The sequence below is a fragment of the Ruegeria sp. CDSC068 genome (assembly GCF_059610545.1).
On record NZ_JBXWNV010000002.1, the window covers coordinates 455,077 to 481,166 of the forward strand.

Consider the following 26,090-nt stretch of genomic DNA (forward strand, 5'->3'; position numbering starts at 1 on the left):
TCCCGCAAGATATCCACAAGGCCCGACAGAGGCCCGCGGCAGGACCTGAGCAGTTTTCCGCAGTTTGACAGTTTATGAGTCCCTTTGGTGATGCGTCGGTTGAGTGCCGCGCGCAAATCGCCTGTTTTGTGCTACATTGAGTTCTTTACGCAACATCTGGCGGTATTTGCGAAATACTGCCGGTCAGCGCCTTATTTCCTCCATATTTTGTGGAATTGCGCGATTTTTGGCGTGACGTTTGCCGTTTCAAACGGTAGGATTGTTAGTGGATAGGTAAGAAAAACACCGCTTTGGCGGGAACAAAAAAACAGGCGGACAGAGCATGACATTGAATCTTTCGATGCCCGGGCACGACGAACTGAAGCCTCGGATCACAGTATTTGGCGTTGGTGGTGCAGGCGGAAACGCTGTCAACAACATGATTGAGAAACAGCTGGACGGCGTCGATTTTGTGGTCGCCAACACCGATGCGCAGGCACTGCAACAAAGCCAGTCCTCGGCACGGGTTCAACTGGGCGTGAAAGTCACCGAAGGTCTGGGGGCAGGGGCCCGTCCGACCGTGGGTGCGGCAGCAGCCGAAGAAAGCATTGAACAGATTGTTGATCATCTGGCTGGGGCGCATATGTGCTTTATCACCGCCGGAATGGGCGGTGGCACCGGTACAGGCGCGGCCCCGATCATCGCGCAAGCTGCACGGGAATTGGGCGTTCTGACTGTTGGTGTTGTGACCAAGCCCTTCCAGTTTGAGGGTGCCAAGCGGATGCGTCAGGCCGAAGACGGCGTTGAGATGCTGCAAAAGGTCGTCGACACTCTGATCATCATCCCGAACCAGAACCTGTTCCGTCTGGCCAACGAAAAGACCACCTTTACCGAGGCGTTCTCGATGGCGGACGATGTTCTCTATCAGGGCGTCAAAGGCGTGACCGATCTGATGGTCCGTCCGGGCCTGATCAACCTCGACTTTGCAGATGTTCGCGCCGTGATGGATGAGATGGGCAAAGCGATGATGGGAACCGGCGAGGCCACCGGCGAAGATCGCGCGGTTCAGGCCGCCGAGAAGGCGATCGCCAACCCGCTGCTGGACGAAATCAGCCTCAAGGGTGCCAAGGGCGTTCTGATCAACATCACCGGCTCGCACGACCTGACCCTGTTCGAACTGGACGAAGCCGCCAACCGCATCCGCGAAGAAGTGGATCCCGAGGCGAACATCATCGTTGGTTCGACACTGGATACCGTGATGGAAGGCGGCATGCGCGTATCGGTTGTCGCGACCGGTATCGATGCCAGTGAAAAGCAGGAAGATGTCCCTGTCGCGCGCCGCTCTATGTCGGCACCGCTGACCCGCACCGTTTCGGCAGAAGAGTCGGTGCAGGAAGAGGTCCCGGTTGCTGCGGAAGTCGCTGAGAAAGCGCCGCAGGAAGATATGATCCGCGAACCCTCGCTGTTTGAAGCGCCGGAAGAGCCTGCCCAGCCGCAGTTCCAGTCGCGTGCCCGGCAGGATGATGATGGTTTGCCTCCGCCGGCCTATCAGCCGCGCGTTGCCGAATTCGAGCCGACCCCCGAACCGGTTGAGCCTGCGTCCGAAAACTATGTCGCGCCGCAGCCTCAACCGGCAGCGGGAACACCGTCGCCCGAGGCGCTGCAGCGCTTGCAGGCCGCAGTCCAGAACGTTCCGCCGTCCGAGCGGAGCCCTTCGATGGCTCGCCCTGCGACCCCACAGCCGACCCCTGCGCCGCAGGAAGAAGCGCATGATCGTCCCCGGTTTGGCTTTAACCGATTGATCGATCGGATGACCGGTCACGCGGCAGATACTCCGGCGCAACCACCGCGCCAGCAGCCCGTTATGCGCCAATCTGACGCTACGGCACCTGCAAGGGATGAGATCGATCCCGAACAGGACCGGATCGAAATTCCCGCCTTTTTGCGGCGCCAGGCCAACTGATCGCGGTAACAAAATGAATGCAGAGGGTCGCCAAATGGCGGCCCTTTTCTTTTGTTTTACAGATGCTTAATGGGGTGTAAGCAGGGATTTGCCGATCTGTCACATACATGTTTCATTCGGTTGCAAAGAGTGAGTTGAGCCTTGACGCCGCCTTCCTTAACTGAGTGTCCAACACGGCCAACCGAGGCCGGACACCACTCTTCGAGGTTCACCTTGCAACATACGCTCAAATCTCCGGTCACGTTTACAGGCGTCGGACTACATAGCGGTAAGCCTGCGACGATGGTCCTGAAACCGGCGGCCGCCGGTCACGGCATCTGGTTCAAACGGACGGATATTGAGCTGGGCAATGCCCTTGTCCCTGCGATCTATGACGTGGTCGAGCGCACCCCGCTGTGCACCCGCCTGATTAACGACGCAGGTGTGTCTGTGTCTACGGTTGAGCACATCATGGCCGCGCTGGCCGGTTGCGGAATACATAACGCACTGATCGAGATTGATGGTCCCGAAGTTCCGATCATGGATGGGTCTTCGATTGATTTCGTTCGCGGTATCATGGCGAAGGGCGTGCGTCGCCAAGCCAGCCCGGTTCTGGCCTATGAGGTTCTTAAGCCGGTGACCGCTGTGCGCGAAGGTGCCAGCGCATCGATTGCGCCTGCAAATGGTCTGATCATCGATTTCCATATCGACTTCGAAGACGGTGCCATCGGCAGCCAGACCAAGACACTGGATATGCGCAACGGCTCGTTCGCACGTGAGCTGTGTGACTGCCGGACGTTCTGTCGCCGTACTGATGTTGAGGCGATGCGCGAAAACGGGCTGGCTTTGGGCGGTACGCTGGAAAATGCCGTCGTTGTCCAGGGTGATGAAGTCCTTACCCCGGGTGGTTTCCGCCACGCGGATGAGGCAGTGCGTCACAAGATGCTGGACGCCCTTGGTGACCTGTATTTGGCAGGCGGTCCGATCTTTGGTCACTTTACCGGTGACAAATCCGGCCATGCAATGACCAATACTCTGCTGCGCAAGCTGTTCGAAACACCGGGTGCCGTCCGTCCGATCCTGTGTACGCCCGAACAGGCAGCCCGCCTTCCGGGGCAGGGCCTGGTCCGGGACGAAATCCCCGAAGTCGCCTGATTGGATCAACTCTGTCGACAATTCCGCGAAGGGGCGCATAAGACGTTTTGCACCGGAATTTTATGTGCTAGACCTTGGCCTAAATCGGGGCTTAACCCCGTCAAGTAATACGACAAGGATAGGCGGAATGGTTGGCAGCAAAGCGGCAGTCAGGTTCGCAGGCGCGATTCTTCTGACAGCAGTTTTGACGGCGTGCGCTGGAAAAGGCGCAGACCGCAATCAGAACCTGGAAGGGTTCACTCCTGAACAGATTTTCACGCGCGGCGAATATGAGCTGTCGCAGAATCGTTCGGACGATGCGGCGTGGTATTTTTCAGAAGTTGAACGTCTGTATCCGTATTCCGATTGGGCCAAGCGCGCGCTGATCATGCAGGCGTTCTCATACCACTCGGACAAAAACTACGAAGAGAGCCGAGGCGCCGCACAACGGTACATCGACTTTTACCCGACGGACGAAGATGCGGCTTATGCCCAATATCTTCTGGCGCTCAGCTATTATGACCAGATTGACGAGGTCGGGCGCGATCAGGGCCTGACTTTTCAGGCGTTGCAATCGCTGCGCACAGTGATCGAGGTCTATCCGGATAGCGAATACGCGACCTCTGCGGTGTTGAAATTCGATCTGGCATTTGACCATCTGGCTGGCAAAGAGATGGAAATTGGACGCTATTATCTGCGCCAGGACCATTATACCGCAGCCATCAACCGGTTCCGTGTGGTGGTTGAAGATTTCCAGACCACATCTCATACCGCCGAAGCTCTGTACCGCTTGATTGAAGCCTATCTGGCACTGGGTCTTGCGGATGAGGCACAGTCGGCAGGGGCCATTCTTGGGTACAACTATCAATCGTCCGAATGGTACGATGCGGGCTATTCGTTGCTGACGTCACGCGGGTTGGATCTCAAGAGCCGTGGCAACAACTGGCTCAGCACGATCTACCGTCAGACCGTCAAAGGTGAGTGGTTGTAATCGCCATGGCCAATGGGGTGGGACGCTAAGACCCGATGCTGCGCGCCCTCGATATCCGTGACATGCTGATCATCGACCGGCTGGAACTGACGTTTCAGCCGGGCCTGAATGCGTTGACTGGTGAAACCGGTGCGGGCAAGTCGATTCTTCTGGATTCGCTGGGGTTTGTTCTGGGCTGGCGTGGCCGGGCTGAACTGGTCCGTCAGGGCGCCGCCCAGGGTGAAGTCGTGGCGGAGTTCGAATTAAACGAAGACCATCCTGCACATGCAATTCTGGCCGAAGCGGGCCTGCCCGGCGGAGAGGAACTTATCCTGCGGCGGGTGAATACGGCCGAGGGGCGCAAGACCGCGTGGGTCAATGATCGCCGTTGTTCGGGCGAGGTGCTGCGCGCATTGTCCGAGACCCTGATCGAACTGCATGGTCAACACGATGATCGCGGCCTGTTGAACCCGCGCGGTCACCGGACAATGCTGGATGATTACGCCGGCGCAGAACCCCAACTGGCAAAGGTGCGGTCGGCCTGGTCCGAGATGTCACGTGCGCGCAAAGCTCTTGCTCAAACGGAATCGACCCTTGTGGCGATGCGCGCGGAAGAGGAATTTCTTAGGCATTCGGTATCCGAGCTTGATCAGCTGGACCCGCAACCCGGCGAGGACGCCGAGCTCGATGCCCGCCGTCGCATGATGCAAGGAGCTGAGCGTATCCGGGATGATGTCGCTCGGGCTTTCTCTCTGCTAGGCGGGGACGGGGCTGAAAGCGCAATGGCGGACGCTGTGCGTTGGCTCGAAGGCGTCTCGGACAATGCCGGCGGCCAATTGGAGGCACCAATCGCGGCCCTGGGGCGCGCCCTGATCGAATTGGGTGAGGCGCAGGACGGTGTCGAGGCTTGTCTGCAGAAATTGGATTTCAATCCGGCGGAATTGGAACAGGCCGAAGAACGCCTGTTCGCCATCCGCGCACTGGCTCGTAAACATGATGTTGTACCTGATGAACTGGGTACCTTTGCCGAAATTTTGCGTGACCGTTTGAACCGGCTTGACGCTGGCGACGCGGATCTGGCCGATCAGCGGGCAGCGGTGGACGCCGCTCAGACCGCATATAACGGCGCAGCGGCCAAGCTAAGTGCTGTGCGACAGAAGGCAGCCGGTCAGCTGGATGCCGCCGTGATGACCGAACTCGCCCCGTTGAAGATGGAGCGCGCTGTGTTCCAAACCGAAATTACAGCCGCGGATCCCGGTCCCGATGGAATTGACGCAGTAGCTTTCACAGTTGCCACCAACCCCGGCGCACCTTCTGGTCCGCTGAACAAAATCGCCTCGGGCGGCGAACTCAGTCGGTTTCTTCTGGCGCTCAAGGTCTGCCTGACCGGGAATGACAGCGCGCGCACGATGATTTTTGATGAGATAGACCGGGGCGTTGGTGGTGCAACTGCCGATGCGGTCGGGCGGCGTCTGGCGGCGCTGGCGCAGGGCGGGCAGGTGCTGGTTGTGACGCACTCACCGCAGGTGGCGGCCCGCGCGGCACATCACTGGCGGGTGCAAAAACACGTCACCGACGGGCAGACCCTTTCTACCGTTGTTCCGCTGGCCGAACCCGACCGCGTGGATGAAATTGCCCGTATGGTCGCAGGCGACACGATCACGGACGAGGCGCGCGCTGCCGCCCGAGCCCTTTTGCAGGCCTGAGGCAATTCTGCCGCTTTCGCGTGTTCAATCCGTCGCGATCCCACTTTTATAAGGGCGCTCCGTGGCTTACTAAGGGGAAAGACGTGATCCCCGAGGGCCAATGACCCAATCAACCCGCACTGTTCTGCGCAACCAGCTCAATCAGGCTTTGGCCGCGATCAAGGACGCTTGGCGGGTGATGCGGCGGCGTGGGCCCAGCCAAATTCAGTTCTGGTTCATTGCGCTGGCGATCGGGATTGCGGCAGGTTTCATGGCATTGGGGTTCCGCAAGGCCATCCGGTCGCTGCAGGCTTATGTCTATGATACGGATGACATTTTGCTGCTGCACAGCCATGCGGAAAAGTTGCCTTGGTTTCTGATCCTGATCATTCCCATCATCGGCGGGCTAATCGTGGGCGTGATCCTGAACAAGTTCACCGACGACGGACGCGTGCGATCCGTCGCTGACGTCATCGAAGGGGCTGCGGTGACCGATGGTCGCGTGGAAAGCAAGGCGGGTATCGCGTCGTTCTTTGCCTCGCTCGTCACGCTCAGTACAGGCGGGTCCACGGGCCGAGAGGGGCCGGTCGTGCACATGGCTGGCGTGATCTCAACCTGGGTCAGCAACCGCATCCATGCCGATGGCATCACCGGGCGCGATCTGTTGGGGTGCGCCGTTGCCGCAGCCGTCTCGGCCAGCTTTAACTCACCGATCGCAGGTGCACTGTTCGCGCTTGAGGTCGTACTGCGCCACTTTGCAGTGCATGCGTTTGCGCCCATCGTGATCGCTTCGGTTGCTGGGACAGTAATCAACCGGCTGGAATATGGCGACGTGACCGAGTTTGTTCTGGATACACCCGGTTCCCTGCAATTCTACGTGGAATTGCCCGCCTTCCTGCTACTTGGCCTGATCTGCGGGCTGGTTTCGCTTCTGCTCATGCGGTCGATCTTTTTTGCCGAAGATATCGGCAACCATATCCAGAACCGGCTTGCCTTGCCTGGCTGGCTGCGCCCAGCTGTTTCAGGCGCGATGTTGGGGCTGCTGGCTATCTGGTTCCCGCACATCATCGGCGTCGGGTATGAAACCACGATCCGCGCTTTGGCAGGTGACCTGACCCTGAGTTTTGCCATCCTGTTTGCGGTAATCAAGACGGTTGCCGTAGCGATCACCATGGGCGGACGTATGGGCGGCGGGGTGTTTTCCCCATCGCTGATGATTGGGGCGTTGACCGGACTGGCCTTCGGCCTGATCGCAACCGGGCTGCTGCCGGATGTGTCTGGCACCCATACGCTCTATGCCTTTGCCGGAATGGGGGCCGTTGCTGCCGCGGTTCTGGGCGCACCGATTTCGACCACGATGATTGTCTTTGAACTGACCGGAGACTGGCAAATCGGCCTGGCTGTGATGGTTTCGGTGTCGATGTCGACAGCGCTGGCCTCGCGTCTTGTGGATCGGTCCTTCTTCTTGACCCAGCTGGAACGTCGTAACGTGCATCTGGCCGCAGGGCCGCAAGCCTATCTGCTGGCGATGCTGCGAACCGGGGCGGTCATGCGCCCCTTGGGCGATTCGCGCTCGATCACGAAAGAACAGGCGGTCGAATTGATCGAACAAGGGCTATGTGTTCAAGCTAGCGCCACGCTAGAGGCCGCGATGCCTTATTTCGACAGGGATGACATCCCCTGTATTCCGGTGGTGATTGTCGAAGAGGACGGCAGTGAAAACCCGGTCGGAGCGCTTTACCACGTCGATGCACTGAAAGCGTATAATCGCGCCTTGGCTGCCACGGCGGCTGAAGAGCACTCTTAGCGTTTATACACGGTCGCGGTATCGCCTAGGTAGTTGTCCCAAGCAAACCAGTACGAAATATGGCCTGCGACCCGGGGCAATTCCGTGCCTCCCGGTCCAACCAGCGCCTCTTCGGTCATGGTCCACTTCTGACCCGTTTCATCCACCAATTCGCTGCCAGACGCAGCGAACTTGTGGGATGCGCGTTCATAAGCCCGCACTGCGCGCTTCTCGTCGTTTCCGATAAGCACCAGAGGCCGGTTGGCGATGGCGTCGTTGATTACCCGGCTCCTGCCGAACGCATCCAGGGGCCATGCTCGCGCCGCGCCGAATTGCCGGATGGCGAAAACATAGTCTTTCTGCCTGTGGCTGGACTGATCGACCAGCGCCGGGAACATCAATTCGGACGAAGCGAAATACTCCCGATACACGACACCCGACCCATAGTTCCGCCGGTGACCGGTGTTCATTGAAAGAACTTTCGTTTTGGGATGCGATGTTTTCCAACTTTGCCATGTGGTGATAACCACCGGGCGTTGTTTCAACTCGATACCGCTGCCGACAAGCGCGCCAACAACTGGCTTACCGGTATATTGGTTCCACAGGGAATGCGTCTGACGATCGAACATCAGTTTATTGGATCTGTACAGAAAACCGGATGAGCCGAAGATCAGCGGTTTGCTGCGACCCGGCACTTGCGTTTCAAACAGAATGCCTGAACCACACAGTGTGCAGTAGGCCAAGGCTACCGGAACCCCGCCAATCACCTCGTTGAACATTTCATGCCAGCCCATGATCCGCAGCGGGTAAGCCCGTTCGTCCCCGTTGATCGAAACGCCAAAGACCAGGTCATCGTCCTTAAGGTAATCTGCGCGCGCGGCAGGGATCAGCGCCGGATTGTCCAGCGATGGGATACCATTCTTGTTCACACCACCCCACGCGATCTCTTCAAGCCGGATCTTCATCTTGTCGCGCTGCAAGTACTTTGGCTTCAGGAAGACATCGAAATTCGTATCTATCCCCAGGAGAACCTCGCGCTTGAAAGGGATGAGCGAGGGGTGCGGCACGATTTGCGGGTTCTTTTCCTGCCAGAGCATCCACTCAAACCAGTCTTGGCCGATACTCTCACCTGTCAGGGTCTGCATGACCTTCACGATGTCGCTGCTGCGACGTCTGGCGTATCGCATACCGGTCAGCAAAGCAGGCACCACATCCGGGTTGTCGCGTTGCACGAGAATGGCCATGCCTTGCTCAAACTCCGCGTTGCTTCCGAACAAGGTGGAACGCACAGCATCCAGCACGGGGTCTTGTTGCGCGGACAATGCGCCAGGCAACAAGAGCACGGTCCCCAATGATCCTGCGAAACTGCGACGGGTAAGTGACATGGCATCCTCTGGGCGGTGTTTGGTGGCATTGTGCACTCTTGATGCCTCACATGCATGCAACAGCCCCGTGATTAGATCGTGAACCCGATGTTTTTGGGGGTGTGGCCCGGGTTGAACTGCTGGCGAAACCCTTCTGGCTGCATGTCTTGGCGGGTTTTTGCTGGTAAGCTGCATCCCAAATACAGCTAAAAATTTCACTTTTTTTCCGAATTTCTTGATCAAAAGGCCAAAAAATCGTTAATATTTGTGACGATTGCAGCGATATCCCTACGCGACCAAAGGAAATTTACTCCCAAAGCGAGTGTCGGGAGCCAAGAAATTTCAAGATCTTGAACGACATAACTGCATTGACTTATTTTTGAACTGAAACTCGCGCGAACGGGAGTACTTTGAAAATGCTATTTCTGCATCTTGATTTGCACTCCCGGATTTATGCAGCCTACACGTATCACGTGTCTCAACGGCTATGTTTCAAAACCCCTCCTTCAGGTATCCGGCTCGGAGACCTGGTTTGAGGGTCTCGCACGGAAATAACCGGATGGGCGGGTTGTTGTCCGAACAAGGAGGTTCGTACCTCGCCAAATTGGGAGGCAGGTGGTTTGCTGATCGGGACGGGTCAGGCAAACAAGTATCTCAGGACGTCCAATTTGTTACCAGTTTTTCTGCAATGCCCCCACGAGGCTGTTTCAGCCACTGTTTGGCGACCATCAGGTCAATACAACGGTGGGCGCCGGGCAAAGGTCCACACTATGCGAGTATTTGATGTTGCGTTGATAGGCGCGGGCCCCGCTGGCTACGCCGCTTTGACTGCAATGCGAGCGGTTTCAGGTTCGGTGGTGGTGATTACAGGCGCGGGATCTGAACCATGTGAGGACGGCCCGGCCAAGATTGTGTCTGTCGCGTACGAACGTCAGCAGCCGGCCTTTATGACCGAACGGACCGATGTATCCGGGGATGCCCCGCCGCTGTTCGTCGCCGCCGAAGTGGGTGGGCTTGCCAATTTTTGGGGCAAACAATTGCAGGTCTACGATAACGATGATCCCTGGGGTCAGGGGCGATATCTTGAAAGCTGGGCAGATTACACCGCCGCCTGCGAGACCGTGCAAAGTGACCTGCAGGTCATAGGCGGCATCCGGCGCGAGCAACTGGGCGATGGGTTGGAAAAAAGTGTGCCACGCCTTTTGACAGGAACAAAAGACGCCCCGGATATCGGCTTGGGTGCAATGGCGCGGGCCGTAGGAAACCGTCTAAGCGAAATGCCAAATGTCGAAGTCCGTGCGGGCCGTGTGCAACGGATCGAAAATGACCAGAATTGTGTAAGCTTGGAACTGGCGGATGGGACACGCATTCAGGCCCGCCAGGTGTTCCTGGCTGCAGGCGTCCTAGGCACGGCCACATTGCTTGCGCGAAGCCTGCCGCAAATCACTCAGATCGGCTTTTTGGACCACGCGCCTTATACGATCAACTGTCTGAGGCTGGCGCGCGCGTTGGGATCCCCGCGGAACTACACGAATCGTGGAAATTTCAATGCGCTGACACTCAAGCGGAAACAGGATGGTCGATGCAGCCTTTTTGCGTCTGTCTATGCCGTGTCGCAAGCCCCGGTAAGCCTTGTTACGACAACCCTGGGCCTGGGTCCGCGTCTGCGCGGCTGGCGCATGGGACGTTTCATTGATTTCGTGCAACCCGTTCGGATCTGGACGCCCAAGACATATGTACAGTTTCGTCTGCAACCTGAGCTTGGTCAGATTGAGGCGACGCATGTACCGGACCCGGGGCAGGACGAGGGGCTACAGTTTCTATTGCACTGGCTGGGCTCGCATCGCGTGCGACACAATCTGGGCGTTACTGCGCCAGGGCAGGGGTTCCACTATCACAACCTGACCTTTGGGCCGGGCGATGAACCTGTAGATCAGGTGGTTGAGCAGGCCTTTCAGCGGCGCGTGCGTGTGATCGATGCCTCTTGCCTCGCAGAAATTGGCTGCCCGCCGCATACTCTGACATCCATGGCACAGGCCTATGGGCGTGTGCGTCACGACATGGCCGCGACCGAGCGGGTCACAGAGGCCATCTGAGGGATTTAAATCTGTTCGACCTTAACGGAATCGACGCGGTAAAACGCGACATAACCCTTGATCTCGGCCATTGCGGCGACCGGGTCCTCATAGCTCCACGCTGCGTTTTCGGTCACGGATGATTTATTGACGATTGAGAAATGCGTCGCATCGCCTTTGTGCGGGCAGTGCGTAACCTTTTCTGTACGGTCCAGAAATGCCATTCCGATATCGGCGCGAGGGAAATAGATTACCGGATCCAGATCACCTTCCAGCAGCTCCAGCGCATTCATGCTCTCTCCGAGAACGGCGCCCCCGGAACGAACGCTCCATTTACCAGCTGCTTTGCGGATCGTTATGTCTGTCATCTCTGCTTCTTCCCTCGTCTTCAGTACGGATCACTCCTCTGCCCGGTTTATGTGACAGTCCGGTGTCAGATCGGCGCAGTTGCGGCATCCAACCACAGTTGAGCGTCGTCGCCCAGCCTTGGGCGGACTTTTTCCGCAACGTCGCGGTGATATGAATTCAGCCACGCGCGCTCATCTACCGTTAGCATATCAACTACTATCAGCCGCCGGTCAATCGGTACGTATGTAAGTGTCCGCCAGTTCAGAATCGCACGCTCGGTGTCAGCGGTGGGCAGCGTCGGGGCATCCTGAACCACAACAAGGTTCTCGATCCGAATGCCGAACGCGCCTTCGCGATAATATCCGGGCTCGTTGGACAGGATCATACCTGGCTCGAGCGGTACGTGGCTGACCTTTGACAAGCGCTGCGGCCCTTCATGGACGCTCAGATACGCACCGACGCCATGGCCGACCCCATGATTGAAATCCTGGCCCGCTGCCCACAAGGGGGCGCGTGCGATGCATTCGATATCTCGTCCGGCCAGCCCGGCGGGCCAACGCAGCATGGACATATCGATCATCCCTTTCAGCACGCGGGTAAAGCAGGCTTTTTCCTGATTGCCTACTTCCCCTATCGCAATGGTGCGGGTGATGTCGGTTGTGCCATCCAGATACTGCCCACCGCTATCCAAAACCAACAGTTGCCCATTTTCCAGTCGGCTGTCGGTTTCTTCGGTCACCCGGTAATGCATGATCGCGCCATTGGGCCCGGTGCCCGCAATCGTGTCGAACGAGATATCCTGTAGCGCGTTATCCCGGCGGCGGTTTTCCTCAAGCTGCGTGACTACCTGAGTTTCCGTCATTGTGCCCGGGGTCTTTGCGTCCAGCCAGCATAACGTCTCAATAACGGCCACCGCGTCGCGAAGATGCGCTTCGGCACTTCCAGCGATTTCCGCCGGATTCTTGCGAGCTTTGGGCAAGGCACAGGGATCCCCTGCATCCATCATCTTGTCGCTGAGAACGTCAGCAACTGCTTGCGGCAAAGTCCCCAAGTCGACTTGAACCTTGCCGACCAAACCCGCAACGGCTTCCAGAAACACCTGTGGGTCGTGAACCTGAACATGGTCGCCAAGATGATCGTCCAACCCCGCCAGTTTTTGTGCCGCCATGAACAGATCAACCCGACCGTTGGCATGCAGAATGGCAAATCCATGGGCAACCGGGTTATACCCGATGTCCGATCCGCGAATGTTAAGCAGCCACATGATCGAATCCGGCAAGGAAATGATCGCCGCCTCACACCCGTTCTGCTTTAAATCATCCGCCAGCCGCGCGATTTTGCTTGTAGCGGTTTCCCCGGCAAACTCAATCGGGTGTGCCTTGACCGGGTTCATCGGGGCGTCCGGCTGATCCGGCCACACCCGATCCACCAGATTGTCACACCGAACCAGCTCGATGCCGCTCGCGTTCAACTCTTTCTTCAGGCTGGAAATCTGCCCAGCTGCATGCAGCCAGGGATCAAAACCAACCTTTCCGCCGCTCGGCAGTTGTTCCTTGAGCCAGGCGCTAAGGCTTGTTTCGGGCCAGGGTACGGGCGTGAATTCTTCCGCCACTTGCGCCTTGACCTGGGTGCGGTATCGGCCGTCGATGAATACACCCGCAATTTCGGACAATGCCGCACAGAAGCCGGCCGAACCGGTAAAGCCCGTCAGCCATGCCAGCCGTTCATCGCGTGTGGCCACATACTCGCCCTGATGCGCATCTGCGCGTGGGATCAGAAAACCGTCCAACCCATCCTGCGCCATCTGGGATCGCAAAGCGGCCAGTCTGGGCGGTCCCTGTTCCGGACGTGCAGTGACTGCAAAGGACTGAAACATGTGACACCTCTCGTAAACGGGGGGCAGTCCCCTTCATCTTTTGAAAAATACTCCTGCCGGAGGCAGGGCCAGCGTCAGCTGGCCCTTTTCATCCCCATCACGCGTGCACGTGCCCGAGGATCGCTGTCGAACAATGCCGCCAACTGTTCAGTCATCGCACCTGCCAGCTGTTCGACATCCGTGATTGTTACCGCGCGATCGTAGTATCGGGTTACATCGTGGCCGATACCAATGGCCAAAAGCTCGACCATCTTGCGTTTTTCGACCATCCCAATCACGTCGCGCAGGTGTTTTTCCAGGTAATTCGCGGGGTTAACGCTGAGCGTTGAATCATCAACCGGCGCACCGTCCGAGATCACCATCAGGATTTTGCGCTGCTCGCGTCGCGCAAGCATCCGGCGATGCGCCCATTCCAGTGCTTCGCCATCGATGTTCTCTTTCAGCAGGCCTTCTTTCATCATCAAACCCAAGTTAGGTCGCGCTCGACGCCACGGGGCATCCGCACCTTTATAGATGATGTGGCGCAGATCGTTCAGACGCCCCGGCTGTTGCGGGCGACCGTCATTCAGCCATGCCTCACGTGCCTGGCCGCCTTTCCAAGCGCGCGTAGTAAAGCCAAGGATTTCGACCTTCACGTTGCAACGTTCCAGCGTCCGGGCCAGAACATCGGCACAGATCGCCGCGATCGAGATCGGGCGACCGCGCATTGAGCCCGAGTTATCCAGCAGCAGTGTCACCACCGTATCGCGGAACTCGGTATCTTTCTCGACCTTGAAGCTCAGCGGCGTGGTCGGGTTGGCCACAACGCGCGCCAGACGACCGGCATCTAGAATGCCTTCCTCGCGGTCGAACTCCCAGCTGCGGTTTTGTTGCGCCTGCAACCGGCGCTGCAGCTTGTTCGCCAGACGGCTGACGGCACCTTTAAGCGGCTCAAGCTGCTGATCCAGATAGGCGCGCAGCCGTTCTAATTCAGCAGGCTCGGCCAAATCCTCGGCTGCGATCTCTTCGTCATATGTGCCAAGGTAAACCTTGTAGTCCGGATCGGCCTCGGATGCAGGTGGCGGGGACGGCGGCTCCATCGGGGCCTCACCGTCAGGCATCTCGGCCTCATCGCCCATCTCATCCTCGGCCATCTCGTCCATCGAGACCTGGGCCTGAGATTGGTCCTGCTGCTCTTCCTGCGTTTGCTCGGGGGTCGCGTCGGCGTCCTGCTCGTCCTGATCATCCTGACCAGTGCTATCGGGGTCGGGCTGTTCTTCGGCGTCGTCCTCGGCCTGATCTTCCTGATCTTCGTCCAGCTCGTCCGGATCTTCGCCCAGCTGGTCACCATACCCCAGATCCTTGATCATCTGACGGGCAAATTTGGCAAACTCGGCCTGATCCGACAGGATTTCCTGCAGGTTTTCCAGCGTCCCGCCGGCTTGCTCTTCGATGAAGCCGCGCCACAGGTTCATGATGTTCTCGGCCGCAGGCGGCAGGTCCCGTCCGGTTGCCAAGTGACGGATCAGATAACCCGCGGCCACCGACAAGGGGGCATCAGCAGGCTGCTTGCACTGGTCGTACCCACGGCGCAGCGCCTCGTGCCCAATTTTAACATCGATGTTAGAGGCCGTGCCGGGCATATCCCGCGCGCCCATCGCCTCACACCGGGCAACTTCCATGGCCTCATAAAGATCCCGCGCCATATCACCCGGAGGCGCATAGCGATTATGGGTCGCATCGTCATGGTACCGGCGCTGCAACGCCAAAGCATCCGCCGTACCGCGCGCCAGCAAAACCTCTTCGCGAGTCATGCGCCGAGAAACCTGCGGCAAACGCATCGACTCGCCCGACAGACCCGAGGGGTCGACAGTATAGCTTACCGATAATTCGGGATCATCGGCCATCACCTTGGTGGCTTCGGCCAAGGCCTTCTTGAACGGATCAGCGGGGTTGTCGTTTGGTTTAGACAATGAACGTACTCCAGATCATTGCTGCCGAGAAAAGCACTAAGCATTCCCAGCGCAGCCGTGTCAGGTGGACATGCTGCGGCGCCGTCATTTCTGAAGGCGCCGTCTTTTTCCAATCTACTTTGTCAAAAAGCCAAGCTGAATCAAGAACAACCCAGATAGATGCTATGACAAAGAAGATTATCACCCCAAGCTCACACTCGCCGCGCTTTCCGGCAGCTCCTCGTCAAAGCAACGCTGATAGAACTCGGCGACGGTCTGGCGTTCCAGCTCATCACACTTGTTCAAGAAGGACAGGCGGAAGGCGTAGCCGACGTCGCGGAAGATCTCGGCGTTTTGGGCCCAGTTGATCACGGTCCGGGGCGACATGACAGTCGACAGGTCGCCATTCATGAAGGCGGTCCGGGTCAGGTCGGCGACGGTGACCATTTGGCTGACGGTCTTGCGGCCCTTTTCGGTGTTGTAATGTGGCGCCTTGGACAGAACGATCATCGTCTCGGCATCGTGGCTTAGGTAGTTCAGCGTCGAGACCAGCGACCAGCGGTCCATCTGTGCCTGGTTGATCTGCTGCGTTCCGTGATACAGGCCGGTAGTGTCGCCCAGACCGACGGTGTTCGCGGTGGCAAACAGGCGGAAGTTCGGGTTCGGCGTGATAATCTCGTTCTGGTCCAGCAAGGTCAGCTTACCGTCATGTTCGAGAACACGCTGGATCACGAACATCACGTCCGCACGACCTGCGTCGTATTCGTCGAAAACGATGGCAACGGGGTTGCGCAGCGCCCAGGGCAGGATGCCTTCGTGGAACTCGGTCACCTGTTTGCCATCACGCAGTTTGATCGCGTCCTTACCGATCAAGTCGATCCGGCTGATGTGGCTGTCGAGGTTCACACGGACGGCGGGCCAGTTCAGGCGGGCCGCGACCTGTTCAATATGGGTCGATTTGCCCGTACCGTGATAGCCTTGGATCATCACACGCCGATTGTGCGAAAAGCCTGCCAGAATGGCTAGTGTGGTTTCGGGGTCAAACTTGTAGGTCGGGTCGATCGCGGGTACGCGGTCACTGCGGTCAGCAAAGCCCTTGATCGCCATGTCGGTTTCAATACCGAACACGTCACGGACCGAAATTTCTTCGGTGGGTTTTGCGTTTACATCGATCGATCCGTCAGCCATTCGCCTTGTCCTTATCCTTTGCCCCGCGTTGCCGGGTTTGAACTCGTGTGTGGTGCAACATATTGCGGGCAAGGGCAAGGGAAAGCCGTGCTGGTAGGTACTTAGGCGGATGTTTCTTTGAAACTGGCCTTATCGACGTTGCGTCCAATGTCTCGAGCTAATCTTTCAAATCTTGGACAGCTCGAATTTTGGGTCCAGAACGCCGCCACGCAGTCCCGTGAAGCATTAATATTGCAATAGTAAGATGTGATGAGTTAAATATGCATATATGATTATGCAAAAGCGGTTCCCGATTTTGTTTTTTTATGAGTGTAGGTACAAATGTCGTTAGTAATCTCAGGTCCGACTTCTATCTCGATCCCCAGTGGGTCGACCTCGGTTATGGAGCAGTATACCACGACCAAAGCTGTGACTTGGAGCGTGACCGTAACTGGCGATGGTGGATTGGATCCATCAGACTACACTGTTTCGATTTCACCTAGTGGAGTTTTGACCGTTGAGCTTACTGAGGGGGCGGACATCCCTCCGAATACGCAACTCACGGTTCGAATAGGGGCGACGAACGGGCAGCCAGGGGCCGGTAACAATGCCATCCTGAATGTGACAGTCGACCTTCCTGCGGGAACAGTGCCGTGTTTTGTAAAGGGCACCTTGATAGAAACCGAAAAAGGCCCTCGCCCTGTCGAAGAACTGTCGGTTGGGGACAAAGTTCGTGTTTCCAGCGGTGAGTTGCTATCCATTCTGTGGATTGGCAAGAAGACCCTTAGCGCGGAAGCGTTGCAGCAAAACCCGCGATTGCGTCCCGTTTGTATCAAAAAAGGAGCGATCGGAGATGCTTTGCCTGACCGCGATTTGTACTTGTCACCGCAACACAGAATTGTTCTGGAAGGGTGGCGCGCCGAATTGTTGTTCGGTGAGCCGAGGGTTTTTGCAGCAGCAATACATCTTGTGAACGACAACACTATTCGACAGGTGTGCTCCAATGAGGCGGTGACATACTTCCATATTGCCTGCAACCGCCACGCAGTTTTGATGTCGCACGGTTTGCCGACGGAAAGCTTGTTTCTGGGTGATATGGCGCTGTTGTCTTTCGGTCGCGGAGATGTAGAAGAACTTCGTGTGCTCTTTCCAGAACGGTTCAGCCGTGGATCCGCCTGGAAACAAACGCGTGTGCGTTGCTTGAAGCGCCCCGAAGCCGAGCTTTTACGGGAAATGATCAAACAATAGATCGACTATCTGAAATTCCGGCTGTCCTTGATCTGATCCCACGCCCAGACAACCTCTTGCAGCTGTTCTTCCTGGGAACGGTCGCCGCCGTTCATGTCGGGGTGCAGAACCTTGATCAGCTTTTTGTACGCTTTGCGCACCTCGGCCTTGGTCCAGCTGTCATTGGCTTCCAGAATTTCGATCGCGCGGCGTTCCGTGGGGGGCAGGCGACGACCGCCACCACCTGACGTGCGTCCTTTGTTTTGGGTGCTGTTTGCGCCAAGTACCTGATGCGGGTCCTCGATTCCCAGACGGGCCCATGCGCGCGCTTCGGGGTCACCCATCGGCTTGGTCTCGCGCTCCCACACTTTGTCCTTGGACCGCTGAGCGTTCAGCTCGGCCTCGGTGGTGCCGTCAAAGAAGTTCCACTTGTTGTTGTATTCGCGAACGTGCTGCTGGCAGAACCAGAAAAAGTCGTCCAGTACATCCGGGGCCTTGGGTGCACGGAACTTGCCCGGTTCTTCGCAACCTTCGTGATCGCAGATACGCGTCGAGGTTTCAGACGCGCCCGACATTCCGCGACGCCCCCGCGGGTTCTTTTTCTTGGAAGTGGATACGGACATATCAAATCCGAAGGGGTCTGACTTCACCATGTGCTCATCCTTAAGAACGCATCTTTTCGACTCGGAGGCAGCAGTTTAGTCTAAGCAGCCGAAAGTAGAAGAGGGGGGGCGGTAAAATTTTCGCCCGTGAGCAAAAAAATGACCGTGACCGATGAGATCCGAACCCGCCTGATGGCAGCCTTTGAACCGCGCGAGTTGGAAGTCGTAGATGACAGCGAAAGCCACCGCGGGCACGCCGGGTTTCAAGAGGGCGGCGAAAGCCATTTCAACGTCCGCATTCGTGCCAACGCTTTTCAGGGGCAATCCCGCGTCGCCCGCCACCGTGCGGTACATAAGGCATTGGGCGACATCGTGCCCCGCATTCATGCGCTGGCGCTGGATATTGATGCCTGAACAGACCCATTGGTCGATGCCTAGGCGACCAGAGAAATGGCCCTGTTGACCGCGATTCCCTGATTCACCGCGCGATAGGTGGGAAAAGGCAGTCGGTGCGTCGCATCAATGTCTCGCCGTATCCACGCTTGCTCTTCCAGGCGCAGAAGCGACGTCGAAAGTGCGCGATCGGAAATCGTGATCAGACCGGATTTGAGAGTCGAAAATCGTTGGGGCCTGTCGGTCAGCGCCAGAATAGGTGCCGTCCAACTGCGTCTGAGCAACGCGAAATCAGCGTCATCTGGCACGACATTCACGATCCTGCTGGCGATTTCGGCCGCAGATACACCCGCTTGGGTCAATCGAAATTCGGGACGCAGCGGATGACCGTGGCCGGGATTCCGTTCCAGAAAACCCAATTGAATCAGGTGGTCAAGGCTTTGGGCAAATGCCGTTCTGCCGGCGCTTGTCGCAGCCAGCAGCGGTGCCTGTCGTCCCGGCATGCCTTCATGCATTAACGCCAGAATGTTCAGGGACCAGGCGCGGGACGTAAGCTTGACAAGAATCTTTATGTCCATAAAATATAGTTACTTTAATTTTCGCCAAAAGGATAGTTCAATGCCACTCGTTTCACTGGAAAACACGATCACGCTCGCCATGTCCGTGCAAGACAGGCATGTCAGTGCCGAATGGTATCAGGCCAAGCTGGGGTTCGAGCTGATCCACCATATTGACGAAGCCGGTTGGAGCGAGATGAAGACCAAAACCGACGGTGTGACCTTGGGCCTGGGTGAGCAGGCCGAGCCTGCGCCAGGCAATACGGTGCCGGTGTTCGGGGTGTCCGATATTGCGACGGCGCGTCAGGCGCTCGAATCCTCGGGCGTCAGGTTCGATGGGGCGACTGAAACGATCGAGGGCATGGTCAGCACCGCAACGTTCTACGACCCGGACGGCAATGCGCTGATGCTGGCGCAGGATCTTAGCCAAGCGGCAAGCGCTGCCGAGTAATTCAGCTGCAGGCTGTGAAAACGCGGAGCAGACCGCTTAGGTCTGCTCTTTGCCCTTTTCGGACAGGTCCGTGGGCTTCAGGGTCAATGGCGGATCTTTGACCTCTTCTGAAATCGGTGCAGGGGCCTGCACTTCTTCTGGTCCGGGCACCGGCTGAGCCACGGGCGCATCATCGCTGTCCTCAACCGGCTCACGCGCTGAAGAAAACTCAGCCGCAACCTCTCGCCGAAACACCAGAACATTGCGCCAGTTCACGGTGGAACTGGTCAGGCCCGCGCGTTCCTCGCTGGGCAAAAGTTCCGCACGTTGGTAATCCCAGCCATCCTGCCCCATCTGATTCAGGATCTGTTCGATCGACACTGCAAACCGCCCTTCGGCAGTTTTGACGCCCTTGGCCTTGGTGCCTTTTTGTGGGGCGGGGACAACTTTGTATTCGTAGCGCTGCATCAGATTTTCCTGGTTGCCGATCCCCAGCAATCTAACATGTTGTCGGGTTTCGAACAGTCATCATCGCCCGTTGGGCAAATTCTGTTTTGTCTGTTGCGCCCCGTGGGCGGGACCGGAAAGGTCCGCGCCAGACGCACGGACCCTGCCGTAGCAGTTTCTTGGACCGAAAGGCTTACGAGCTCAGCTTTTTGCTGACCAACTCATTGACGGCCTTGGGGTTCGCCTTGCCGCCGGTTGCTTTCATGACCTGACCAACAAACCAGCCTGCCAATTTCGGGTTCACCTTGGCTTTTTCGACCTGCGATGGGTTGGCCGCGATGATTTCGTCCAGCGCAGTTTCGATGGCACCGGTGTCGGTAACTTGTTTCATGCCGCGTTCTTCAACGATCTGCGCCGGGTCGCCGCCTTCGGTGTAGACAATCTCGAACAGATCCTTAGCGATCTTGCCAGAAATGGCGTCTGAGGCGATCAGGTCGATGATCCCACCCAGCTGCGCAGGCGAGACCGGCGAGGCGGTGATGTCGTGGTCTTCTTTCTTCAGGCGGCCAAACAGTTCGTTGATGACCCAGTTCGCTGCCAGTTTACCGTTGCGGCCTTTGGCGACCTCTTCGAAATAGGCAGCCGACTCTACTTCGGCCGTCAGAACCGACGCATCGTAATCCGTCAGACCGAAGGTGCCAATAAAACGCGCCTTTTTGGCATCCGGTAGTTCCGGAAGCCTGGCTGCGATGTCATCAACCCACGCCTGTTCAATTTCCAGGGGCAGCAGGTCAGGGTCGGGGAAATAGCGGTAATCATGCGCTTCTTCCTTTGACCGCATCGAGCGTGTCTCACCCTTGTCCGGATCATACAGGCGGGTTTCCTGATCGACAGTACCGCCACCTTCGACGATGGCAATCTGACGCCGGGCCTCGACCTCGATCGCTTGCTGGATAAAGCGCATCGAGTTCATGTTCTTGATCTCGCAACGCGTACCCAGATGCGAGAAGTCCTGCGTTTCCTGATACTTTTCATAGGCACCGGGCAAGCAGATCGAAACATTGACGTCCGCCCGCAAGTTGCCGTTTTGCATGTTGCCATCGCAGGTACCCAGATAACGAAGAATCTGGCGCATCTTGGCGATGTAGGCTGCTGCTTCTTCGGGGCCGCGAATATCGGGGCGGCTGACGATCTCCATCAGGCAAACACCGGTCCGGTTCAGGTCGACAAAGGACATATGCGGGTCCATGTCATGGATCGATTTGCCTGCGTCCTGTTCCATGTGGATGCGTTCAATTCGCACCATGCGCGCGGTGCCGTCGCCCATTTCCACCAGCACTTCACCTTCGCCCACGATGGGCTGGTACAGCTGAGAAATCTGGTAACCCTGCGGCAGGTCCGGATAAAAATAATTCTTGCGGTCAAAGGCCGATACCAGGTTGATATCCGCCTTCAGGCCCAGACCGGTTCGTACCGCCTGTTCAACGCAGTATTCGTTGATCACCGGCAGCATTCCCGGCATCGCCGCGTCCACGAATGCCACGTTCGAATTTGGCTCGGCCCCGAATTGAGTCGATGCGCCCGAGAACAGCTTGGCATTGGACGAGACCTGCGCATGCACCTCCATCCCGATGACCAGTTCCCAATCGTGCTTGGCCCCGGCAATGGTTTTGGGTTTGGGCATTTCGTATGTCAGGTCGAGCATGGCGCGCCTCATTTCCGCAGAAGTCTAAGCCTGCGTATTAGGCCCGGCACGGCCTAGGGGCAAGGGGGAATCAGTGCCCGGACAGGCGCAAACCCGTCGGAGTAAACGTCACATCCAATCCGCTGCGCAGCTCATCGCGGAACAGATCGCCAATTGCACGCAGGGCATCGCGCTGCCCGCGGGCCGCGAACCGTTCGGGTGAATTGATCCGAACACTGTTGTTGAACCCATTTGCTGCATGGGCCCAAATCAACGGGTGCAGTTCTGTCAGGTGATCGCGGATCAGCCAGTTTGCAGCCTGGTGTATCTGGCTGCGCACCAGATCAGCCTTGTCGCACTGGCCAGCACCGTTCTGGATCGTGATGGCGCAGTAGGCAGACAACATGTTGACGGTTTGCTGGTCAGGACGCCGACGGAGAATATCGTGCATGCCTTCCAGGAAGAAATCGACATCCAGACGCGCGCAGGCCTCTTCGTCCAGGGCAATTGCGTCGAACTGAACCCAAGTATAGCCTCCGGCCCCCCAGATGTCCCGGGCCTGAGCCGCCATACGCAGCGCCTGGACCTCGAGCTCGCCATAGCTTCCGAACCAGCGCGGCAGCAGGTGGGTCCCCATCGCGCGCATGTGCCGATGATTCAACGGGTCGAGCTTAATCAACCGCTCGTATTCATCCGCCACCCGTGTGTTGGCTCTACGCTGACCTGCCAAAATTGCGCAGCCAGCCGAGGCGACAATGGGGCTGTCCGCTGCGGCCTCGCGACAATTGGGAAGGATTGCAGCTGCCCGATCGAAATGGGCGGCGCAGCGGGATTGGTGCAGCGAGGGCAGGGTTGCTTCGTTCGTCGTACCGCGCCATGCCCATGCCATATCAATGTGGGCCAAAGCGACAACCAAGGCGATCATCGGGTCACCCGAATGCGCGCGCATCTCGTCTTCCAATTCGGAAATGCCGCTCAGGACGTCAAACTCTGATAGCGCTTTGGCATCGGACAGCGCATGTTCTGCCGCCAGAACCACATCGGCCCGCGCCCCAAACGCCAGCAATTCCGCGACAGGCATGCCGTCGGGTGCAGTTTCCCGTGCGTCGTCTGCTTTGTGCATCAGGTCGGACAATTCTGCCCAGCGATCCTGCCTGGCGAGGAAACGGCCTTTTTCTATCGAGCTGCGCCCAATCTCATCCTGGGCCTGAACATCAGCCAATGGGATGTTCAGTTGCCCTTGGTCCGGTAACACGGGCGAAACAGCCGGGTCAGCGAAATACGCGCCGGATTCAGCGGGATGAGCAATAGAAGATCGGGAACGGGACGAACGGTCCCTAAAAAACCAGAACATGGCGGCACTCGAAACAAACAAACCAGAAACTTGAGGGTAAGAGCTTTGCCGTAATCGGTGTCAAATTCAAGGTCTTTGAAGGGGATTGGTTAGCATTTGCTTCCAATCCTTCAAAAAAGAACCTATTGTTTCAAAATGTGACGAAGTGATGACGTTCAATTCGAAAACCAGCCTGTTGCAGGACCTGTTCGAACTCCCTGTGGTGCGGAGACGACTCATCAGGCAGCCGAATCTGCTTGCCGGATGTCAGAACCAGAGAAACGCGCACCGAGAAATCCCAACGCGTGTCAAAGCGAACATAATCAACGTCTGAACGATCAATTTCGGCCTCACGAGCGCCGGTAAACCAGCGCAGTTTGTTTTGATCAAGAACCAGCCCTGCGCTGGTGTTCTGAGCAATATCCCAAATGGCCGGTAACGTAGGCAACGCCAACAGCACCACCAGCCACCATGCCGCGTCGAACAGGATCACAAGTGCCATCAAGGCCGCATAAACGCAGATCAGGACACCGACAGTGCGCGGTGCCCGGTTCTGACGCGTAAATTCGAATTCCGTCATGCGTTGAGAATGCGCGAAACCATTTCTGTCGTGTCGCGCGACAGGTCAGGCGTTTCTGCGATGCGGGTCAGCTTTGCACGGATCAGGTCCTGACGGTCTGCGTCATAGCGTTTCCAGGTCTGGAAGGCCGAACACATCCGCGCGGTGGTCTGCGGGTTGACCGGGTCCAGTTTAATCAGCCAGTCGGCCAGCAACGCATAACCCGCACCATCTGCGCGGTGGAAACCGGCATGGTTCATCGCCAGCGCACCCATCACCGCCCGGAAACGATTGGGGTTTTTCCAGTTGAAATCGGCGTGCTCGGTCAGGGTGCGGGCGATGTCTACTGTGGCCACTGGCGAGGCCATTCCGACCTGAAGGGCAAACCATTTGTCCATCACCAGACGGTCGTGCTGCCATTGTTCGTAGAACGCAGAAAGCTCGGCCTCACCCTTGCTTGCGCGCAGCAGGCAGGCCAGGGCGTTCAGTTGCTGTGTCATGTTGCCAGCCGCCGCGTATTGCTCGGCTGCCATTGCCGCACCATCAAGCCGTGACGTCAGGGCCAGTGCGGCATTGCCAAGCGAACGTTTGCCGGCTTGGTCTGCATCGGGACTGTATGGTGCCTCGATCAAGGTTTCGCTGTGCAAGCGCGGCAGCAAGTCCTGAACGTGCTGCGCGGTTGCCTGCCGCAGTGTTTCTACCGCTGTCCAGATCGCCATCGGGTCAGGTGTTTCACCCCGGTCGAACAACGCAGCGGCCAGTTCGGATTGGGAAGGCAGACCCAGCATCAGGGCGCGATACGCCGGGTCCAATTCGCCGTCGCGCAGAACGGCCAGCACCCCGTCCAAGTAATTCGCACCCGGCGTTGCGTCTTCGAGGATCATGCGCAACAGCGTGTCCTGCGCCAATGACCGTCCCGCCTGCCACCGATTGAAAGGATCAGTGTCGTGGGCCAGAAGGAAGGCGCGTTCGGCATCGGTGTGATCGTGCTCAAGGATCACAGGGGCCGAGAAATCTCGCAGGATCGAGGCCATAGGTTTTGCCGCCAGCCCAGTGAATTGGAAGCTTTGTTCCGCCTCAGTCAGTTCCAGAACTTCGGTCGCGCGTACTTCGTCACCATTTTGTCCAAGCAAACCCACCGCGACAGGGATCACTTGCGGCAGCTTTTCGGACTGCCCAGGTGTTTCTTCGGTGTGCTGCGCCAATGTCAGCGTATATGTGCCGTCATTCCAATCTTCGCTCACTGTCACGCGCGGCGTGCCAGATTGGCTGTACCAGCGCTTGAACTGGCTCAGATCGCGGTCGGTGGTGTCCTCAAACACCTTGATCCAGTCTTCAATGGTGCAGGCCTGTCCGTCATGGCGGAGGAAATACAGATCCAAGGCCTTTGAGTAGGCCTCATCACCAACCAGACGTTTCAGCATACCGATGATCTCGGCACCTTTTTCGTAGACGGTCGCGGTGTAGAAGTTGTTGATTTCCTGAAAACTCTCAGGCCGGACTGGATGCGACAAGGGCCCGTTATCTTCGGGGAATTGCCGCGCACGCAGGTCGATAGCGTCCTCAATCCGCTTTACCGGGGCCGAGCGCAAATCTGACGTAAACTGCGCATCCCGGAAAACGGTCAGGCCCTCTTTCAGGCACAGTTGGAACCAGTCGCGGCAGGTGATCCGGTTGCCGGTCCAGTTGTGGAAATACTCATGCGCGATGATCGCTTCGATCCGTTCAAAATTGGCGTCGGTCGAGGTTTCAGGGCTGGCCAGAACAGCAGATGAGTTGAAGATGTTCAGCCCCTTGTTCTCCATCGCACCCATGTTGAAATCGTCTACGGCCACGATGTTGAACACGTCTAGGTCGTATTCCCGACCATAGACGTCTTCGTCCCACTTCATGGATTTCTTCAGGGCTTCCATACCAAAAGCACATTTGCCTTCGTCGCCGGGACGGACCCAGAGGTTTAGTTCGACCTCGCGGCCCGACATTGTGGTGAATTGGCCGGGATGGTTAATCAGATCGCCCGCGACCAACGCGAACAAGTAGGCGGGCTTGGGCCACGGGTCGGTCCATTCTGCCCAACCTTCGCCTTTGTCCGAGGGGTTGCCGTTGGACAGTAAAACAGGAAGATCACCATTGATGCGCACAGTGAAAGTGGACATCACATCAGGGCGGTCAGGGTAAAAGGTGATCTTGCGGAACCCTTCTGCCTCGCACTGGGTGCAATACATGCCGTTCGACATATAAAGCCCTTCGAGGGCGGTGTTGTTTCCCGGGTCGATCTCAACCTCGGCTTCCCAGATAAATGGCGCGTCGGGGGCAGCAACGGTCAGGCCCTTATCGGTAGTCTCGGGGGTGATATCCGCACCGTCGATGGATGCGCGGATCAGCTTGAGGTCTTCGCCGTGCAGGAAGAACGTCTTGTCGCTGGCCTCCGGGTTCGGGCGAAATGCAATGCGAGAGGTGACGTGGGTTGCGTGGGCGGCGAGGTCGAACGTCAGGTGCACGCTGTCCACCAGATAACCAAAGGGTGTGTAGTCTTTCAGATAGATCGTCGTTGGGGCAGCGTCGCGCATCAGGGGCCTCGCGTGATTTTGTGTTTGCGCG

21 protein-coding genes are annotated in these 26,090 nt (G+C 57.6%); 9 read left to right on the forward strand and 12 right to left on the reverse strand.

Annotated elements, in window-relative coordinates; translation table 11 throughout:
- Positions 1 to 322 precede the first annotated feature (322 nt).
- The 5 genes from ftsZ to AC2FID_RS06990 all read left to right on the forward strand — a co-directional run bounded on the left by ftsZ (position 323) and on the right by AC2FID_RS06990 (position 7,517).
- Positions 323 to 1,942, forward strand: coding sequence for a cell division protein FtsZ (gene ftsZ, locus AC2FID_RS06970; RefSeq protein WP_496695896.1), 1,620 nt, complete (start codon positions 323 to 325; stop codon positions 1,940 to 1,942).
- A gap of 213 nt (positions 1,943 to 2,155) precedes the next feature.
- Positions 2,156 to 3,076: a UDP-3-O-acyl-N-acetylglucosamine deacetylase gene (lpxC, locus tag AC2FID_RS06975; RefSeq protein WP_113789279.1), complete on the forward strand. Its 921-nt coding sequence runs from the start codon at positions 2,156 to 2,158 to the stop codon at positions 3,074 to 3,076.
- 127 nt (positions 3,077 to 3,203) lie between these two features.
- Positions 3,204 to 4,046 carry an outer membrane protein assembly factor BamD gene (locus tag AC2FID_RS06980; protein ID WP_058279586.1) on the forward strand — a complete coding sequence of 281 codons (843 nt, stop codon included), beginning with the start codon at positions 3,204 to 3,206 and terminating at the stop codon, positions 4,044 to 4,046.
- Positions 4,047 to 4,081: 35 nt separating this feature from the next.
- Positions 4,082 to 5,731 carry a DNA repair protein RecN gene (gene recN, locus AC2FID_RS06985; protein WP_282168817.1) on the forward strand — a complete coding sequence of 550 codons (1,650 nt, stop codon included), beginning with the start codon at positions 4,082 to 4,084 and terminating at the stop codon, positions 5,729 to 5,731.
- Between the two features lie 100 nt (positions 5,732 to 5,831).
- On the forward strand, positions 5,832 to 7,517 hold the full coding sequence (locus AC2FID_RS06990) for a chloride channel protein (protein WP_282119140.1): 1,686 nt from the start codon (positions 5,832 to 5,834) through the stop codon (positions 7,515 to 7,517).
- On the opposite strand, the gene AC2FID_RS06995 is transcribed toward AC2FID_RS06990, so the two are convergent.
- A complete protein-coding gene (locus tag AC2FID_RS06995; protein WP_496836056.1) occupies positions 7,514 to 8,881 on the reverse strand; it encodes a DUF3179 domain-containing protein in 1,368 nt (455 codons plus the stop codon). The two genes, AC2FID_RS06990 and AC2FID_RS06995, sit on opposite strands and share 4 nt — an antisense overlap.
- A 749-nt stretch (positions 8,882 to 9,630) precedes the next feature.
- On the opposite strand from AC2FID_RS06995, the gene AC2FID_RS07000 reads away from it, so the two are divergent.
- Positions 9,631 to 10,956 carry a hypothetical protein gene (locus AC2FID_RS07000; protein ID WP_496836058.1) on the forward strand — a complete coding sequence of 442 codons (1,326 nt, stop codon included), beginning with the start codon at positions 9,631 to 9,633 and terminating at the stop codon, positions 10,954 to 10,956.
- 5 nt (positions 10,957 to 10,961) lie between these two features.
- On the opposite strand, the gene AC2FID_RS07005 is transcribed toward AC2FID_RS07000, so the two are convergent.
- The 4 genes from AC2FID_RS07005 to cobS all read right to left on the reverse strand — a co-directional run bounded on the left by AC2FID_RS07005 (position 10,962) and on the right by cobS (position 16,278).
- On the reverse strand, positions 10,962 to 11,303 hold the full coding sequence (locus AC2FID_RS07005; protein WP_496754975.1) for a DUF427 domain-containing protein: 342 nt from the start codon (positions 11,301 to 11,303) through the stop codon (positions 10,962 to 10,964).
- 65 nt (positions 11,304 to 11,368) lie between these two features.
- On the reverse strand, positions 11,369 to 13,159 hold the full coding sequence (locus AC2FID_RS07010) for an aminopeptidase P family protein (protein WP_496836060.1): 1,791 nt from the start codon (positions 13,157 to 13,159) through the stop codon (positions 11,369 to 11,371).
- Between the two features lie 74 nt (positions 13,160 to 13,233).
- Positions 13,234 to 15,111: a cobaltochelatase subunit CobT gene (cobT, locus tag AC2FID_RS07015; RefSeq protein ID WP_496836062.1), complete on the reverse strand. Its 1,878-nt coding sequence runs from the start codon at positions 15,109 to 15,111 to the stop codon at positions 13,234 to 13,236.
- Positions 15,112 to 15,291: 180 nt separating this feature from the next.
- On the reverse strand, positions 15,292 to 16,278 hold the full coding sequence (gene cobS, locus AC2FID_RS07020) for a cobaltochelatase subunit CobS (RefSeq protein ID WP_058274350.1): 987 nt from the start codon (positions 16,276 to 16,278) through the stop codon (positions 15,292 to 15,294).
- A gap of 321 nt (positions 16,279 to 16,599) precedes the next feature.
- Between cobS and AC2FID_RS07025 the strand changes: the two genes are divergently transcribed.
- On the forward strand, positions 16,600 to 17,505 hold the full coding sequence (locus AC2FID_RS07025; RefSeq protein WP_496836064.1) for a Hint domain-containing protein: 906 nt from the start codon (positions 16,600 to 16,602) through the stop codon (positions 17,503 to 17,505).
- Positions 17,506 to 17,510: 5 nt separating this feature from the next.
- Here the strand turns inward: AC2FID_RS07025 and AC2FID_RS07030 are convergent, their stop codons facing one another.
- A complete protein-coding gene (locus AC2FID_RS07030) occupies positions 17,511 to 18,137 on the reverse strand; it encodes a J domain-containing protein (protein WP_058274352.1) in 627 nt (208 codons plus the stop codon).
- Between the two features lie 108 nt (positions 18,138 to 18,245).
- Here AC2FID_RS07030 and AC2FID_RS07035 point away from each other — a divergent pair, with 108 nt between their 5' ends.
- The gene (locus AC2FID_RS07035; RefSeq protein WP_282119145.1) at positions 18,246 to 18,500 is read left to right on the forward strand and encodes a BolA family protein; all 255 of its coding nucleotides are present in this window, start codon (positions 18,246 to 18,248) and stop codon (positions 18,498 to 18,500) included.
- Positions 18,501 to 18,520: 20 nt separating this feature from the next.
- On the opposite strand, the gene AC2FID_RS07040 is transcribed toward AC2FID_RS07035, so the two are convergent.
- Positions 18,521 to 19,057 carry a winged helix-turn-helix transcriptional regulator gene (locus tag AC2FID_RS07040; RefSeq protein WP_282119146.1) on the reverse strand — a complete coding sequence of 179 codons (537 nt, stop codon included), beginning with the start codon at positions 19,055 to 19,057 and terminating at the stop codon, positions 18,521 to 18,523.
- Between the two features lie 40 nt (positions 19,058 to 19,097).
- Between AC2FID_RS07040 and AC2FID_RS07045 the strand changes: the two genes are divergently transcribed.
- Positions 19,098 to 19,487, forward strand: a complete 390-nt coding sequence (locus AC2FID_RS07045; RefSeq protein WP_058274355.1) for a VOC family protein — start codon at positions 19,098 to 19,100, stop codon at positions 19,485 to 19,487.
- 36 nt (positions 19,488 to 19,523) lie between these two features.
- On the opposite strand, the gene AC2FID_RS07050 is transcribed toward AC2FID_RS07045, so the two are convergent.
- From AC2FID_RS07050 to pepN, 5 genes are all read right to left on the reverse strand, one after another.
- A complete protein-coding gene (locus tag AC2FID_RS07050) occupies positions 19,524 to 19,934 on the reverse strand; it encodes a DUF4177 domain-containing protein (protein ID WP_496836067.1) in 411 nt (136 codons plus the stop codon).
- A gap of 172 nt (positions 19,935 to 20,106) precedes the next feature.
- Positions 20,107 to 21,618, reverse strand: coding sequence for an Asp-tRNA(Asn)/Glu-tRNA(Gln) amidotransferase subunit GatB (gene gatB / locus AC2FID_RS07055; protein WP_109313088.1), 1,512 nt, complete (start codon positions 21,616 to 21,618; stop codon positions 20,107 to 20,109).
- A 70-nt stretch (positions 21,619 to 21,688) separates the two neighbouring features.
- Positions 21,689 to 22,951 carry a hypothetical protein gene (locus AC2FID_RS07060; RefSeq protein WP_496836068.1) on the reverse strand — a complete coding sequence of 421 codons (1,263 nt, stop codon included), beginning with the start codon at positions 22,949 to 22,951 and terminating at the stop codon, positions 21,689 to 21,691.
- Positions 22,952 to 23,081: 130 nt separating this feature from the next.
- Positions 23,082 to 23,510 (reverse strand): hypothetical protein, encoded by a 429-nt coding sequence (locus AC2FID_RS07065; protein ID WP_496836070.1) that lies wholly within the window; start codon positions 23,508 to 23,510, stop codon positions 23,082 to 23,084.
- Positions 23,507 to 26,059, reverse strand: coding sequence for an aminopeptidase N (gene pepN / locus AC2FID_RS07070; protein WP_496836071.1), 2,553 nt, complete (start codon positions 26,057 to 26,059; stop codon positions 23,507 to 23,509). Before pepN ends, AC2FID_RS07065 begins: the two co-directional genes overlap by 4 nt.
- Positions 26,060 to 26,090: the final 31 nt, after the last annotated feature.

Excerpts from the sequence above, each read along its gene's own strand:
- ftsZ (WP_496695896.1), top strand. The coding sequence starts at position 323 with ATGACATTGAATCTTTCGATGCCCGGGCACGACGAACTGAAGCCTCGG.
- AC2FID_RS06980 (WP_058279586.1), top strand. The coding sequence starts at position 3,204 with ATGGTTGGCAGCAAAGCGGCAGTCAGGTTCGCAGGCGCGATTCTTCTG.
- recN (WP_282168817.1), top strand. The coding sequence starts at position 4,082 with ATGCTGCGCGCCCTCGATATCCGTGACATGCTGATCATCGACCGGCTG.
- AC2FID_RS06990 (WP_282119140.1), top strand. The coding sequence starts at position 5,832 with ATGACCCAATCAACCCGCACTGTTCTGCGCAACCAGCTCAATCAGGCT.
- AC2FID_RS06995 (WP_496836056.1), bottom strand. The coding sequence starts at position 8,881 with ATGTCACTTACCCGTCGCAGTTTCGCAGGATCATTGGGGACCGTGCTC.
- AC2FID_RS07000 (WP_496836058.1), top strand. The coding sequence starts at position 9,631 with ATGCGAGTATTTGATGTTGCGTTGATAGGCGCGGGCCCCGCTGGCTAC.
- AC2FID_RS07005 (WP_496754975.1), bottom strand. The coding sequence starts at position 11,303 with ATGACAGACATAACGATCCGCAAAGCAGCTGGTAAATGGAGCGTTCGT.
- AC2FID_RS07010 (WP_496836060.1), bottom strand. The coding sequence starts at position 13,159 with ATGTTTCAGTCCTTTGCAGTCACTGCACGTCCGGAACAGGGACCGCCC.
- cobS (WP_058274350.1), bottom strand. The coding sequence starts at position 16,278 with ATGGCTGACGGATCGATCGATGTAAACGCAAAACCCACCGAAGAAATT.
- AC2FID_RS07025 (WP_496836064.1), top strand. The coding sequence starts at position 16,600 with ATGTCGTTAGTAATCTCAGGTCCGACTTCTATCTCGATCCCCAGTGGG.
- AC2FID_RS07030 (WP_058274352.1), bottom strand. The coding sequence starts at position 18,137 with ATGGTGAAGTCAGACCCCTTCGGATTTGATATGTCCGTATCCACTTCC.
- AC2FID_RS07035 (WP_282119145.1), top strand. The coding sequence starts at position 18,246 with ATGACCGTGACCGATGAGATCCGAACCCGCCTGATGGCAGCCTTTGAA.
- AC2FID_RS07040 (WP_282119146.1), bottom strand. The coding sequence starts at position 19,057 with ATGGACATAAAGATTCTTGTCAAGCTTACGTCCCGCGCCTGGTCCCTG.
- AC2FID_RS07045 (WP_058274355.1), top strand. The coding sequence starts at position 19,098 with ATGCCACTCGTTTCACTGGAAAACACGATCACGCTCGCCATGTCCGTG.
- AC2FID_RS07050 (WP_496836067.1), bottom strand. The coding sequence starts at position 19,934 with ATGCAGCGCTACGAATACAAAGTTGTCCCCGCCCCACAAAAAGGCACC.
- gatB (WP_109313088.1), bottom strand. The coding sequence starts at position 21,618 with ATGCTCGACCTGACATACGAAATGCCCAAACCCAAAACCATTGCCGGG.
- AC2FID_RS07060 (WP_496836068.1), bottom strand. The coding sequence starts at position 22,951 with ATGTTCTGGTTTTTTAGGGACCGTTCGTCCCGTTCCCGATCTTCTATT.
- AC2FID_RS07065 (WP_496836070.1), bottom strand. The coding sequence starts at position 23,510 with ATGACGGAATTCGAATTTACGCGTCAGAACCGGGCACCGCGCACTGTC.
- pepN (WP_496836071.1), bottom strand. The coding sequence starts at position 26,059 with ATGCGCGACGCTGCCCCAACGACGATCTATCTGAAAGACTACACACCC.